Genomic DNA, 14,472 nt, shown 5'->3' on the forward strand with positions numbered 1-14,472 from the left:
CTACTCCGCAGAGCCGGCCTCAGTGGCCGGCCATCTCTTGCATCAAGCCTTCCATATCCTCACGAAAGCGCTCAACGATCTCGCGCCACTGACGCTGGAATTCGGCCAGGGACCCGTTATCCACCTGAGCGAGGTATTGCTCCACCGCAGTAAGGGTGTGGCTGCTGTGGGCAATGGAAAGCAATGAGTCAGACTCCAGGTGACGACGGCTGTCTTCCAGGTTCGTCGCCGTAGATTGCAGCATCGCCTTCTCTTCATCGGACAGGGAGTTGCCCTTCTCGCGGCTGGCGCGTTCGATGGAGCGCTGCAGCTCCTTCAGCGCGCTCTCCAGCGCTTCACTGTAAGACTCGAGTGCATCCTCGGCTCGCCTGCTCAACACCTCCTGCTTTGCTTCCAGCTGCTCCAGCATCAACTCCAGTTCGGAGCTGGTTTGCGCGGCAGACTGGTCAAACTGGCGTGAGAACTCCTGGCTGAAGCGGTTCAGGCGCAGAAAGAGCTCGCCAAACACGCCACCACGAATGCCGGCGGCTGTGTGGTCGTAATCCACCAGCCACTGATCGTCGTTACGAACCAGATAGGTTACGAACACACGGCGTTTGGAGGGGGATTGGTCGGCAGCATCGAAGGTAGTTTCGATACTGGCTTCGTTGCCATCAACCACCAGCCGGCCCCAGCTGGTGGTGAAGCCCTGCCAGCGCTCGCCAAAGCCGTCAAAGTTGCGCTGCTCCTCCAGGGTGGAGTAACGCACCGCGTTACTGGCGTTGTCCTCAATCACACTCTCCCAGAAGGCTTCGGCCACACCCTCCGGTGTATCCGGTGTGAAGCAGGCGCTCAGCATCAGGGCAACGGCGGTAATCAGGACAATACGGGCACGGGTACAAATCATTGGCTTTACATCTTTGGCTATGGGCGCCGCCGCAGTGGCAGCTGTCAAACGGAATCTCTCGGAGAGAATCTTCTGAGGATGAATAATACGCCAATCAGCCCGTTAAATCTGTGCGAATGATCCCGCGCTGAAAGCCCGGGCGGTTAAAGACCGGTGATGCACTCCCCCACATGTCCTGGAAGCGCAATAAAAAAGCCCCGGACGAACCGGGGCAAGGGCCTTCAGGTGGGCGGACCCACCTGAACTTGGGGTTTGGCGATCAGATATTGCGGTCGCTGCGGATACCGAATTTACGGCCAGAGGTTTCAGCGACGGCCTCGAATGCGGCGATTTCAGTGTCAACCACCTGAGGCGCGTTTACCCGACTCTGGTAGGTACGGTACTTACCGAGGTAAGCGTTGTACTTCACATCACCGGTAACGGCGGAAGGTGCAGCACTGTTGGTGTTGTTCACAGACAAGGCGTGCATGGTCATGGGCTCTGCCTGGGCGAAAGAAGCAACAGTGGCAGCGGCGGTCATTACGGCGGTAATCATCATCTTTTTCATAACAGTTCTCCTGTTTACGTAATCTCTCTGAGTTTTTTGGCAAAGCGTGTTCGGCTTTGATGGGTGTAGATTACGGGTTGGGCAGTGATGCTGACCAAGCGGTTGTCCCGATGCCTACCATAGGTGAGACCTATCAAACTGCGTTCGACTGAAACAGAGCCCGGATCGCTTGGAGAGACCGCTGCACAGAGCGCCTGAGAGAGCGCCATAGAAGAGAGCGCAGTAAAAGGGTTGGCTTGAGAATTGCCTTACTCTGCAGAGCGACACCGGGCTCCCGCAGCCCGTCCGCAGACTCTTTGGAAACAGAGGCTTATCAGCATGTTGTTCACCGGGATTTTCAATGGCCGTACCGCCACAGTGCTTCGGTTACTGCTCCTGCCAGTATTTGGTGCAGCCCAGCTCGCGGCGGCGGAGCCCTCTTCTGTTACACATACAGACATCGAGCTGATATCCAAGGCGACTGACGTTTACTATTTGCCGGCCCGCCTGGGGGACTCTGTCGAAGGGGATTTTTTGCTTGATACCGGCTCCGGGTATCTGGCAATCAACGAGAAACAACTGAAGGCCCTGACCCGGGACTCAGAAGCCGCCTATCAACGCTCGGAACGGGCCCGGCTCGCCAACGGCAGCACCCGCTCCGTAGCGATCTATCGTATTACCAGCCTGGAACTGGGCAGCTGTCGACTGCGGGATGTAGAAGCCGCCGTTCTGCCCGGTAATACGCGGCCAATTATTGGCATGAGCGCCCTGAAAAAGGTGGACGGTTTCAGCGTCTCTTTCAGCCCCACCCCGCGCTTGCGCCTCAGTGGTTGTGAAGCCACGGTAGACACCGTAGCGGTCCGCTAGCTGATAACGGGCGCAGCCTCTCTATTCGCATAAGCGAAACCTCATCGGTTCAGCTTTTTCACCACGCTCCGGCTTGCATTACTATCCGCAGCTGACCTGTTTGACGGAGCAATACCCTGTGGATGAGATCGCCAAGCGCCAATCCGAGATCCTTGATCACCCACCGCGCATAACCCCGCTGGATGCCGACATCGTCACTGAAGCCCAGAAACAGACTGTGCTGGAATTGTGGCAAGCCATTGGCATTCCCCCAAAAGATGAGCTGCCGGAGTTTTTCGCCACCATGCTGCGCCACCCGCCATTGATGGTGGCCCAGGCGGCCTATGCCACCCAGCTGCTGAAGAGCGAATTAACGCCCAGACATCGGCAACTGGCCATCTGCCGTATCGGCTGGCTCTGTCAGGCACCGTTTGAGTGGAGCCAACACCTGAAAAACGGCAAGGCGCTGGCGGGTGTTACTGACGCCGATGCGGAGCGCCTGACCATTGGCTCAGATGCCGAAGGCTGGGATGAAGAAGCTCGCCTGATCGTACGAGCGGTGGAAGAGATGTATGGCAACGCCATGATCAGTGATGATACCTGGGCAGAACTGGAAGGTTTCCTCAACGACAAACAGCTGCTGGAACTACCATTGCTGGTGGGGTACTACCAGAGTGTAGCTTATTTGCAGAACTCCCTGCGCTGCCGGTTAATGCCCGGATCTGAGGGGTTGTACGCCCGTTAAAAGGATTTGTGTTAAGAGCGTTGTCAGCACGGCTGACTGTCAGAACAAGGTCTGTCGTCGTAACGTAGAAGGTAATCCCCGCGCAGGCGGGGATTCATGAAGCCCCTCACGAGCAGGATTCCCGCCCCCTGGAGCGTTCTCACTGCAATTAACCTTTTGCCAGGGAACACTGTGTGGGAAGGTGTCGCGCACTTATCAAGGTGGATCCCCGCCTGCGCGGGGATGAAAGTGGGTGTGATGACTAAATGCGCCGGCGGTCTCGAACTTCCATCCAGCAAAGAAAAAGGGGCCAAAGGCCCCTTTTTCTTTCGAGTATGACTGACAACAGTTATTTCTCGTCGGTCATATAACGATCCATCTCCTGATGCATGTTCAGGATGATTTTCTCGAAGTAGCTCGCCAGCCAAACCTGCTTGCAGCCGGAGGTATGCAAACCTTTCTGGATGCGTGGTACGTTGGCAAAGTCCTGACGCGGGATCTGGCGGAACTGCTCCGGATCAGAGACATCGTCCATCGGCTGAACTTCAGCGCGCGGCACAGGCTTGTCCGCCGGGTAGGTCTTGGTGGAAAAGATCTCGAAAATACAGGAATCCGGATCGTTACCGTTGGGGCGAATGCGATACATCATGCAGTTGCCGGCCTGTGGCAGGATCAGCAGGTTGGGGAAAACAAAAATTTCGCCGCCCCACATATCCAGAATCTCTTTCTCCAGTTTCGGCATCGGACGATTTTCCGCAGCCGCGGTTGAGTAGAGTGACTTAACATATTCGCCACCGAGGCTGGAACCTTCAGGAATTGGCTTGCCCTTTAGGGCGCGCACCAGATCCACATCCTCTTTCAGAACCATGGCGTCCATCCCTTCAACCAGCAGGTTGAGACGGTCGGCCATCAGATCTACCGGATCACCTTCAGGGCGAACCTTACCCGCCATCGGCGTGTTGGGACCGCCAAAGAAACGACCGTGGCCATTCTCAAAGGTCTCGTAGAAATGGTTGTTGTGAGCGTAGGTCTGCTCACCGGAAACGTCATCACCAAAGAGGAAATCGGCACCGGGCTTTTCCAGCTGCGGGTGTGTGGCAGGCACGTGGTAACCTTCGAGGAACGCCTCAACGGCCACCTTCCAGTTACAGGGTGCAGTTACGGATTTCCACCAGTAGTGATGCATCTCGCCAACAGCCAGGCCGTCGATCAGGTGTTTTACCGGCGCAATGTGCTCGGCAAACGGCTGCGGGTTTTCGGAGAAGTTAACAAACACGTAACCGGCGTAGATTTCCATGTTCACTTCACGCAGGCGCACATCGTGGTCGCACAGGTTGCCGCCCTTGAAGTTGTCGCGCTCAAGCACGTACTGGATCTGGCCTTCCAGGTTCCAGCGCCAGCCGTGGAATGGACAGATGATACGCCCTTTCTCGTAGTGGCCTGAGCCGGTGGCCAGCGCGGTACCACGGTGCGGACAGAAGTTGTGGTAGGCCTTGACGGTGTTTTCGTCGGCGCGAACGATGATCACAGACTGCTCACCGATTTCGTATACAGTGTGGTCACCCACCTCGGGGATCTCATCCAGACGAGCGGCCATTTGCCACACTTTGAGCCAGAGTTTTTCATGCTCCAGCTTGGTGAATTCAGGGTCGATGTAGCGGCCGGCGCGGATGCCGTGACTCAGGGTGAGCCAGCTGTCAGGCCAGGCGGTTTTGGTTTGCTGTTCAGACATGGCTATGCCTCATTTTCCAGGAGGTTTTGTAGTTATAGCGGCCGCAGCAGGAGTCCTGCGGCCTTGGCTTAACGGCTTATACAAGAACGTTACGCAAGAAAGCGGTTACTTTGACGCAGCCACACCGGAAACTCAATTCAGAGCTGACAATTCCTTACAGTTACTGCGTGGATTGTCGGGTTTCCGGCGTGAGAAGACGAATTACAGGCGCCCTTTAACCAGCTTCTTCAGCTCCGGACGCTGGATTTTGTTACTACCGGTCATCGGCAGCTCTTCCTCACTGAAGAAGAGCACGCGGCGTGGCACCTTGTAGCTGGCCAGGGTCTGCTTGGCGAAGGCACGAATGCCATCTTCATCGGCAGAGAAGCCGTCGCGCAGTACGATACAGGAGACCACGATTTCCCCCAGGGTGTCGTGTTCCATACCTACGGTGAAAGAGGTTTGTACCGCTTCGTGCTCAACAATGGCGGCATCGATCTCGGCTGGTGATACATTCGCGCCACCGGTCTTGATGATGTCTCCCAGGCGGCCTTTCCAGAACAGGTTGCCCTCTTCGTCAAAGTAACCGGCATCCTTGGTGTGAATAAAGCCCTCGGCGTCCAGCATCTCTTCCGGTGGTGACTTCAGGTAACCCGGGGTCAGGGTTGGGCCCTTGAGGATAATCTCGCCGGCCTGGCCCAGCGGCAGCACTTCACCGGTCTCCGGATCGACAATGCGCACTGTGTTGCCAGGCAGGATTGGGCCATGGCTGCCGGCCTTGATCTTGCTGCCGGCACCACCGGACACAAAGGTAAAGGTTTCGGTCATGCCGTAACCGTTGGGCTGATCCCAGCTCTTGCTGGTGGCAGACGGGTGTTTGGCGTACGCCGAGTTCCGGTCGATGCAGATCATTGCAGACAGGTCGGCGCTCTCCCAACCCGGACACTCCACCAGTCGGGCCTCCTGATGTGGCCAGGCGATGGGCATGGTGACCTTCTCTTCCTGGAAAATAACCAGGGCTTCATCCGGGTCGAAGAAGCGTTGCAGCACCAGGCAGCCGCCACGGGAAAGCGTACTGCCCAGCGCCATACAGAAGTTGCCGGACCAGAAGAAACCGTTGGCGCTCCAGCAGCGGGTAGTCTCGCTGGTTTCGAAATAGTCACCAAACCGCCAGCACTGCAGGGTCGCTCCGCGATGGGTCTGCTGAATACCTTTGGGCAGCGCAGTGGAGCCTGATGAGAAGAAGATAAATCCACGATCCATCGGGCTCAGGGCATCGATAGCACCGTCAATGATCTCCGCCGGGGTGGCCGGAGCCAGCTGCAGGAACTCCGGCCACGCCTGGATGCCCTGTTGGGTGCTGTCAAAATCAACGCACACTACGCGACGCAGGTAAGGCAGCGCGGCAAACTGCAACTCGCCGGGCACACTGGCTTCCAGTGCCGGACACAGCTCATGCATGTAACCCACAAAACTTTTGGACGCGACGCTCTCTTCCATAATGAGGACTTCTACATCGGCCAGGTGCAGCTGGTACTGCAGCTCGTGCTGTGTAGAGAAGGTGTTCATGGCCACCACGGTACAACCGGCCATGGCAGCACCGAAAACGGAGATGATCCACTCGGGACGGTTGGTGATCAGCACCCCTACACGGGTGTCCTTGCCGGCACCGGCGGCCAGCAGCGCACCGGCCACCTGACGGCACTCCTGATACATTTCCGCATAGGTCCAGCGCCGGGTGACTCCGGAGAGGTTTTTCCAGCACATGGCCTCGTTGTCGGAGAAACGTTGGCAGACATCCGTCATGAAACCAGCCAGTGTCAACGACCCCAGCCCTGCTTCTTCAGACAAAGGGGCTCCGGTGACAATGGACAGTGGCGCTTGTGCCTGCTCGTTAGCCATAGGCTCTTCTCCTCTTAATTCGGTCTTTGTGGCTCTTTTGGTATTTATCATGCCCGGCCCGGGGGACTGCCTGCCGCGCTTATGGCCGTGCATCAGCCATAATAATCATCAGTGTTGACTCATACAGCTCAGGCGCGAAAGTATACTTGTCCCGAAGCTTTATTGCAGCAGACCTCGGGGCAAAAACACACCATCACTGTTCTATTTTTAGCCATTTTGTTCTTTTTACTTAACTTTATAGACAACGGTGTTGATTTTTGGCCCGCAGATCGTTAAAACGGCACTCCGGATTCCATGAGAAGACCAGACCGCGGTGGCACAACCGCACCCGTGAGCGTGATTATTTCCGCGTTCGGGGCAATAATATCCGCATAAGCCAAACTGGCGGCGGTACACACGAACAGTACAGCAGCACCCCCGGAATTCACGGCCGACCGGCAGTCCAACAGCAGTCAGCCGCGCTCGTGGGCGCGAATTTGAGTTAACCACAGGAGATACGAAATGGCCCTCGAGACCAAAGAGATCAAACCGCAGATCGGCACCGAAATTCATGCCAGCAAAGAAGTCCTGCTGAGCGGTGAGTACGCCTCCCAGATTCGTGATCTGCTGGAGCAGCGTGGCGTTCTGGTATTCCCGAAAGTGGGCTTTACCGATGCCGAGCAAGTGGAATTCACCAAGACCCTGGGTAAATTCGCCCCGGAAATCGCCCACGGCGGCAACCTGGATGACGCCAACCCCGGCGAAGGCATCCACAAGATCACCCTCGACGCCAGCCAGACCGGCGCTGCCGACTACCTGAAAGGCTCCATGTACTGGCACATTGATGGCACCATGAACACCGTGCCAATCCTGGCCTCCCTGCTGTCTGCCCAGTACATGCCACCCGAAGGCGGCCAGACCGACTTCTGTAACACCTACGCCGCCTACGACGAGCTGAGCGACGAGGAGAAAGAAGACTACGATGACCTGCGCGTTCTGCACGCTGCCTGGGCTTCCCTGTTCTACTACAACCCTGAGCCCGTTCAGCCTCACCTCGAAGCCATGATGAACATCGGCGACGCCGAGCTGCCCCTGGTGTGGGAACACAAGTCAGGCCGCAAGTCACTGGTTCTGGGCTGTACCGCCTACGCCGTCGAAGGCAAATCCGTTAAGGAAGGCACCCGCCTGCTGAACAAGCTGCGCGAGTGGGCCACCCAAGAGCGCTTCAGCTACACCCACGACTGGAGTGTTGGCGACCTGGTGATCTGGGACAACACCGGCACCATGCACCGTGCCAAGCCCTACGATCCAGCCTCCGGCCGCCTGCTGCATCGCACCAAGCTGGAAGGTGAAGAGCCAATCATCTGATTGCTCCTGGTGCCTGGCCGCTTACGGCGGCCTGCCCTCACAAAAAAGCTCGCCAATGGCGAGCTTTTTTCGTTGCGGAACCCCGTAACCGGCCAGATCAGGTAGCAATCAGGCCGCAGGCAGCATCACTTCCGCTTTGGCAGTAGCCATAACCGTTCCGTTCTGGTTTTCCATGCGACACTTCACCTGCACCACCTGGCGACCCTGCGCGTCCACAGACTTGCCTGTCACCTCGCCGGTCATAATGGTGGCATCGCCAACAAACGCCGGCCCACGGTACTGGGCATTGCAATAAGTCACCATGCCCCACTCTCCTGCCCAGCCGGACAGGTAATCCAGTACCCACGCGCCCATGGAGGCGCCGTAACCATAGCCACGTGGCATCCCGATCTTCTGCGCATAGCGACTGAACAGGTGTCCACGGGAGGGCCCGAAATAGGCACCATCGGTCTGCTCCGGATTGAGGCGCTCCAGGTCGCCATCCATCTCGGCACCGTCCATCTCATCGGTCCAGCCCAGGTCGCCCATATCGGTACGGCGGCGCATGCCGCCCCAGATGGTCATGGTGTAAGCGCGCCATTCTGTGGCGAAGCTGGCCACACTGTGAGGACCAAAAACCCGGGTCGGCAGCTGCTCACCTTCTGCCACAGAGCCCAGCAGGCGCTTGCCATGTCCCAGGTCGTGTAACGATTTAATCCACTGGAATTTTTTCTCTTCCAGCTCAACGACCTGCTCATCACTCCACTGTGGCTCTTCGGTTTCCGTCAGCGAGTTCATCTCCCGCGCCAGGTCAGGGCGATAGCGAATACCAGTGGAACGCTGTGTAGCGATCTTGTCGCCATCCTGGTTGTAGTAGTGGTTGTCGCCGCGCTGGAAACAGGTGGGGCCGGCAAAGCCGGTTTCCTTCACCACGTAGTCAAATGGAATGCGTTCGTTGTGAATCATATCGCCGGGCTTGATCAGTGGCCCATGGAACCACCATTCGTCACCGCCGAATACCAGGTGGGAATTGGGGATCTTGCCCACGCAGGCCGGTGCAGCACCGTGACCGTCATCCGTGGATATGGCGAAAGACTGGGGTGCCACCATGCCACCGAAGCGACTCTCAGCAAAGTAGTCGCGGTCGTAGTGCAAACGATTGGGATAGTGCATCGCCTGCACCCAGCGGCGAATGTCGTTGGCTGCGACAGGCTCAAAAGCAATGGCGTCCTGCAGTTTTTTGCCCATGTAACGGTCGAGATCGGACGTATCCAGGGTCGCGCTATCGGGAGTCTTGTTGGTCATTATTGTTATCCTTGTTCATCACTCAAACGAAAATACTGCCCTACTGCACGAGAGAAAAAAAGCACCCCTGCAGTGCATCGACATGAACGGGGCTTTGCAGACATTCCGCAACAAAAAAAGGGGCCCGCAGGCCCCAGTGCAAAAACATAAGCTATCAGGCGAATGTCATTTCAGGCACGTGATCAGGTACGATCAGCTTACCTTCAGTTTTGGCAATGATCTCCTCCACAGAGATCCCCGGGGCGCGCTCTTTCAGGATAAAGGCGCCATTTTCGATTTCCAGGTAGGCCAGGTCTGTCAGCACCTTGTGAATGCAGCCGGAGCCGGTTAATGGCAAGGTGCAGCTGTTCAGTAGCTTGGAGTTACCGTGCTTGTCGGCGTGGGTCATCATCACAATGATGTTGCGCGCCGCTGCCACCAGGTCCATGGCGCCGCCCATGCCCTTGATCAGCTTTCCTGGCACCATCCATGAGGCGATATCGCCATTGACGTCCACTTCGAAAGCGCCCAACACAGTGAGATCGACGTGACCACCACGAATCATTTCAAAGGACGCTGCAGAGGAGAATACCGCTGCGCCGGCAATGGTGGTAACGGTTTCCTTACCGGCATTGATCATGTCGGCGTCCAGTTCGGCTTCGGTGGGGTACGGACCCATGCCAAGAATGCCGTTTTCCGACTGCAGCATTACTTCCATACCTTCCGGCACGTAGTTGGCCACCAGCGTCGGCATGCCGATGCCGAGGTTTACGTAGTAGCCGTCTTCCAGCTCGCGGGCCACGCGCATGGCCATTTGTTCTCTAGTCAGTGACACAGTAACTTCCTCCTAGCCTTGGCGCACGGTGCGTTTTTCGATGCGTTTTTCAAACGTGCCCTGAATCAGGCGATTGACGTAGATACCCGGGGTCTGGATCTGAGCCGGGTCCAGCTCGCCTGGTTCAACAATCTCTTCCACTTCCATCACACAGATCTTGCCGCAGGTAGCGGCCATGGGGTTGAAGTTCTGCGCGGTGTGGCGATAGATGGCGTTGCCATAGCGGTCGGCCTTCCAGGCTTTCACCAGCGAGAAATCGGCGTTAATAGCCTCCTCCAGCACGTAGTGGCGACCATTGAACTCACGGGTCTCCTTGCCTTCGGCGATGGGCGTGCCGTAACCGGTGGCTGTGTAGAACGCGGGAATGCCAGCGCCACCAGCTCGCATCTTCTCCGCCAGCGTGCCCTGCGGAGTGAGGATCACTTCCAGCTCGCCTTCCAGCATCTGCCGCTCGAACTCTTTGTTTTCACCCACATACGAGGCATAGATGCGGGAGATCTGCTTGTCCTGCAGCAGCAGGCCCAGGCCGAATCCATCAACGCCGCAGTTGTTGGAGAATACGGTCAGGTCGCGGGTACCCATTTTCTTTACCTGAGCAATCAGGTTTTCCGGTATGCCGCAGAGGCCAAAACCCCCAACCGCCATACTCATGCCATCGGTCAATCCGGCCAGTGCCTCTTCGTAGCTGTGCACCACCTTGTCAAATCCGGCCATGCAGCCTCCCCTTCTGTTTTGAAAACTCACTCAACGTTTTGTGTTGTCTAGTGTTGCCAATCGCAATATATTTAGCAAATTGATACTTTTTATGCATTGATTTAGAAATATGATTAATGTCTCCCCCAAGCAACTGAAGGCCTTTGTCGCCGTGGCAGAGTGTCGCAGCTTCGCCGAAGCCTGCGCAGTGGTGCACCTGTCGCAACCGGCCTTGAGTATGGCCATCAAAAACCTGGAGCAAGCGGTGGGCGGCCAACTGCTGGTGCGCACCACCCGCACCATTTCACTGTCGCCAGAGGGCCAGAGCTTCCTGCCGGTAGCGAGGCGCCTGCTGACAGACTGGGAAACCGCCTTCAACGACCTTCACAACCTGTTTGCCCGCCAGCGCGGCAAGCTGACGGTGGCCGCCATGCCCTCCTACGCCGCCACCCGCCTGCCTGATGTTTTGGCTGCCTTCAGCCGCGACTACCCCAACATCAACGTGCTGATCGAGGATGTGGTGGCAGAACAGGTTAACGAGCGGGTGTTATCCGGGCGCGCAGAAATCGGCGTCACCTTCCAGCCTGATGATCTCAATGAACTGACATTTGTGCCCCTGTTCGAAGATCGCTTTGTGGCCGCCCTGCCAGCCGGCCACTCCCTCGCGACCGCCAAAAGCCTTACCTGGAAGGTGATTGCCGCACAGCCCCTGCTGCTGCTGCAGCAACCCTCAGGAATTCGGGCGCTGGTAGAGAGGACGCTTGAGGAGCTCGGCCTGCAGGCCAGCGTAGAGATGGAGGCGCACCACCTGGCCACCCTCGGGAAAATGGTTGCTGCGGGACTGGGGGTCAGCGTGGTGCCCACACTCTACAGCGAGCAACTGCACGCACTGGGGGCGGTCTGCCTGCCTTTGCGCAACCCCACCATTGAAAGAAAAGTCGGCGTTATTTATAGAAAAAACAACCCGTTATCTTCAGCAGTTAAAGCAATGATTGAAGTTCTGCAGGCCCAGGGGGCAACCCCCTGAAGCCTGCCGAAGGTGCCTGTCAGCCCTTCATGCGGCGCATGGTCATGCTGTGCTGGTAGCGGGACGCCGGGTGCACGTTAATGGTTACCTGCGCCACTTTCTGATCGGTGGTTTTGTAGCTGCGGCGCACTTCCAGTGCCGCCGCAGCCGGCTCCTCACGAAACTCCGCGGCCAACTCCGGTGACAACAGGGTCGCGGAAATCTGCTGGTTTACCTCGCTGATACTCTGCCCGAACAGATCCTCGATCAGCGGAAAGATCGGCCCGCTGTGGCGATGCAGCAACCGCCCCACCGCGGCGTAATCGCGATTGATGTAGTACTCGGTGTAGCAGACCGGCACATCAACCCCGTCCTCATGCCGGAAAGCCTTTACCTGCAGCCACTCCTCACCTTTGGTCAGGCCGGCGCGGGCCGCCAGCCGGGCATCCAGAGTGACCATCTTGACACTGCTGATTACCAGACGGGTGCCACCGGCAAAGGCCACCAGGTCATTGATGGACATCACCTGGTGGATGTCCGAGTCACTGTTGCTTGGCGGCACCACTACGGTCCCGGCACCGCGACGGGAAACCACCAGCCCATCCTCACGTAACAGGCGCAACGCCTCCCGTACGGTGTAACGACTAACCGAAAAACGGTCGCAAAGGTTGTCTTCCGTGGGCAGCAGGGAGCCTACCGGGTGTACCCCGGAGACGATCTCATCCCGGAGCACATTGGCGAGTTGCACATACAGCGGGCCGCTACCCGGGCCGGACGCCAGGCCGGAGTGTTGCTGGCCATCGCGCAAGGAGCGGGACTGGGTGGACGATTCGTTGTCGCCCTCCACCGGGTTAGTGATTTCGTTCATGTCAATTTTGGCCTCGGGTCAGAGCAACGATTGCACTCATGGCACAGGTGCCTGGAGCGTTCATCCCTGCTGCCAGCCACCATTCGGGTTGGAACCGGCGCATAGGCGAGCGGTAGGGCCGCAGGCCTGCCGGAATCTCAAACAACACCAGACTACCACCATTAAATTGTCCGTACAACATGTAAATATATCCGTTAGACCAAGGGTTAATATTGATTAAATGGCACCACTATGCCAATGTATATGTCTGGACATGTACGTGCCTTCCCGCACTCCCCTGCACCTCCGCAGGCTCCAACCTCAGAGACAGATGGTCACTGCCGCGCAAGCCGGCCCGATCAACCAATAAGCGAGGATCCAATGAGCGATATCGACAACAACCTGCACATTGACGACCTGGAGCAACCCGTCGTCATTCCTACCGAAGCCTATATTTCCCCCGAATACGCCCGCGCCGAAAGCGAAAAGCTGTGGCGCAAGGTCTGGCTGCAGGCCGGCCGTGAAGAAGACCTGCCCGAGGTGGGCGACTTCCTCACCTTCGATGTCGGTGTCGATACCATCCTCATTACCCGCCCTGCGGCGGACACGATCAAAGCCTTCCACAACGTCTGTCCGCACCGCGGCCGTCGCCTGGTGGACACTCCCGCCGGCCAGCACAACGCCAAGGGCCGCCGCAACCAGTTCATCTGCGCCTATCACGGCTGGCGCTTTAACCAGGACGGCGAAAACACCCACGTCCCTGAAAAGCAGGATTGGCAAGGCGCCCTGGATAACGGTTGCGCCGATCTCGCCAGTGTGAAGTGCGAAACCTGGGGCGGCTGGATCTGGATCAACATGGATCCCGACTGCGAGCCACTGAAAGATTTCCTGGAGCCCGTCACCACCATGCTGGACCCGTTCCAGCTGCAAAACATGCGCGTGCGCTGGCGCAAGTGGGGCATTTTCGACTGTAACTGGAAAGTGGCCATGGAAGCGTTCAACGAAACCTACCATGTGCAAACCACCCACCCGGAATTCAACCGTTACGGCAACTTCCGCGGCTGGGCCCGTGCCCAGGGCGAGCGCGGCCTGCACAGCAACATCGGTTACGACACGCCCAAGGACATGGACGAAAACCAGTCCGCCAAATTGCGCGTCGGCACCACTGCAGATCCACGTATCACTACTGCCGAACTGCAGAACTACACCTGGGAAAACGCCAACACCAACACCACCCAGACCCTGGTGGATGCGGCCAACCGCCTGAAAGACGAACTCCCGGAAGGCACCCCGGCCGGTGAAGTACTCATGCACTGGCTGAAAACCGCCCGCGAAGACGACGCCGCCAAGGGTGTAATCTGGCCAGAGGTGGAGCCTGCCCACGTTGGCAAGAGCGGAACCGCCTGGCAGATCTTCCCCAATTTCCAGATCGGCCACGCCGTCAACAACATGCTCTGCTACAGCGCCCGCCCCTACGGCAACGACCCTGACAAGTGCATCTTCGAAGGCGCCGTTTACCAGCTGTTCCCCGAGGGTGAAGAGCCTAAAGCCGAGTGGGAATACTGCGAAGCCACCGCCGAAGCCTGGTGCTACGTGCTTGGCCAGGACTTCTCCAACATGGCCGCTGTACAGCAGGGCATGAAGTCAGCCGGCTTCATGGGCCCCCGCCCCAACCCTTACATGGAACGGGCCACGGCCAACCTGCACCGGAACCTGGCCAACTACATGGGCGCCGGCGCACCGCGCAAGCTGAAATAAACCGGCTCCCGCTACACCGGGACAAACACTACAACCAAAGAGGCCATTCAGAGCCTCCAGGCAACAACATTACGCAAGACCCTGCCCACCCCGAAGCAGGGTTTTTGCGTTCAAATTCGCTGACAAAG

13 protein-coding genes are annotated in these 14,472 nt (G+C 57.8%); 5 read left to right on the plus strand and 8 right to left on the minus strand.

Translation table 11 applies throughout. The features are described from left to right. Positions 1 to 19: 19 nt before the first annotated feature. A complete protein-coding gene (locus GSF27_RS03295) occupies positions 20 to 886 on the minus strand; it encodes a hypothetical protein (protein ID WP_160965667.1) in 867 nt (288 codons plus the stop codon). A 259-nt stretch (positions 887 to 1,145) separates the two neighbouring features. Beyond that, a complete protein-coding gene (locus GSF27_RS03300) occupies positions 1,146 to 1,433 on the minus strand; it encodes a hypothetical protein (protein ID WP_160965669.1) in 288 nt (95 codons plus the stop codon). Positions 1,434 to 1,751: 318 nt separating this feature from the next. On the opposite strand from GSF27_RS03300, the gene GSF27_RS03305 reads away from it, so the two are divergent. After that, a complete protein-coding gene (locus tag GSF27_RS03305) occupies positions 1,752 to 2,279 on the plus strand; it encodes a TIGR02281 family clan AA aspartic protease (RefSeq protein WP_160965671.1) in 528 nt (175 codons plus the stop codon). 118 nt (positions 2,280 to 2,397) lie between these two features. Next, entirely contained in the window at positions 2,398 to 3,003 is a 606-nt protein-coding gene (locus tag GSF27_RS03310) for a carboxymuconolactone decarboxylase family protein (RefSeq protein ID WP_160965673.1), read from the plus strand. A 328-nt stretch (positions 3,004 to 3,331) separates the two neighbouring features. On the opposite strand, the gene GSF27_RS03315 is transcribed toward GSF27_RS03310, so the two are convergent. Next, positions 3,332 to 4,714, minus strand: coding sequence for an SRPBCC family protein (locus GSF27_RS03315; RefSeq protein WP_160965675.1), 1,383 nt, complete (start codon positions 4,712 to 4,714; stop codon positions 3,332 to 3,334). 201 nt (positions 4,715 to 4,915) lie between these two features. Next, positions 4,916 to 6,595, minus strand: a complete 1,680-nt coding sequence (locus GSF27_RS03320; RefSeq protein ID WP_160965677.1) for a class I adenylate-forming enzyme family protein — start codon at positions 6,593 to 6,595, stop codon at positions 4,916 to 4,918. Positions 6,596 to 7,096: 501 nt separating this feature from the next. Between GSF27_RS03320 and GSF27_RS03325 the strand changes: the two genes are divergently transcribed. Further along, positions 7,097 to 7,942, plus strand: a complete 846-nt coding sequence (locus GSF27_RS03325; protein ID WP_160965679.1) for a TauD/TfdA family dioxygenase — start codon at positions 7,097 to 7,099, stop codon at positions 7,940 to 7,942. 108 nt (positions 7,943 to 8,050) lie between these two features. Here GSF27_RS03325 and GSF27_RS03330 read toward each other — a convergent pair whose 3' ends face one another. The 3 genes from GSF27_RS03330 to GSF27_RS03340 form a co-directional block, all read right to left on the minus strand. Beyond that, the gene (locus GSF27_RS03330) at positions 8,051 to 9,226 is read right to left on the minus strand and encodes a MaoC family dehydratase N-terminal domain-containing protein (RefSeq protein ID WP_160965681.1); all 1,176 of its coding nucleotides are present in this window, start codon (positions 9,224 to 9,226) and stop codon (positions 8,051 to 8,053) included. 154 nt (positions 9,227 to 9,380) lie between these two features. Continuing rightward, on the minus strand, positions 9,381 to 10,040 hold the full coding sequence (locus tag GSF27_RS03335) for a CoA transferase subunit B (protein WP_160965683.1): 660 nt from the start codon (positions 10,038 to 10,040) through the stop codon (positions 9,381 to 9,383). 12 nt (positions 10,041 to 10,052) lie between these two features. Then, positions 10,053 to 10,754: a CoA transferase subunit A gene (locus GSF27_RS03340; RefSeq protein ID WP_160965685.1), complete on the minus strand. Its 702-nt coding sequence runs from the start codon at positions 10,752 to 10,754 to the stop codon at positions 10,053 to 10,055. Between the two features lie 109 nt (positions 10,755 to 10,863). Here GSF27_RS03340 and GSF27_RS03345 point away from each other — a divergent pair, with 109 nt between their 5' ends. Continuing rightward, complete coding sequence (locus tag GSF27_RS03345) at positions 10,864 to 11,760, plus strand: LysR family transcriptional regulator (protein ID WP_160965687.1); 897 nt, start codon at positions 10,864 to 10,866, stop codon at positions 11,758 to 11,760. Between the two features lie 19 nt (positions 11,761 to 11,779). Here GSF27_RS03345 and GSF27_RS03350 read toward each other — a convergent pair whose 3' ends face one another. Next, positions 11,780 to 12,607, minus strand: coding sequence for a GntR family transcriptional regulator (locus tag GSF27_RS03350; protein WP_160965689.1), 828 nt, complete (start codon positions 12,605 to 12,607; stop codon positions 11,780 to 11,782). A gap of 360 nt (positions 12,608 to 12,967) precedes the next feature. Here GSF27_RS03350 and GSF27_RS03355 point away from each other — a divergent pair, with 360 nt between their 5' ends. Next, the gene (locus GSF27_RS03355; protein WP_160965691.1) at positions 12,968 to 14,344 is read left to right on the plus strand and encodes an SRPBCC family protein; all 1,377 of its coding nucleotides are present in this window, start codon (positions 12,968 to 12,970) and stop codon (positions 14,342 to 14,344) included. Positions 14,345 to 14,472: the final 128 nt, after the last annotated feature.

It is taken from the genome of Pseudomaricurvus sp. HS19 (genome assembly GCF_009857815.1).
In the GTDB taxonomy this organism is placed as follows: domain Bacteria; phylum Pseudomonadota; class Gammaproteobacteria; order Pseudomonadales; family Cellvibrionaceae; genus Pseudomaricurvus.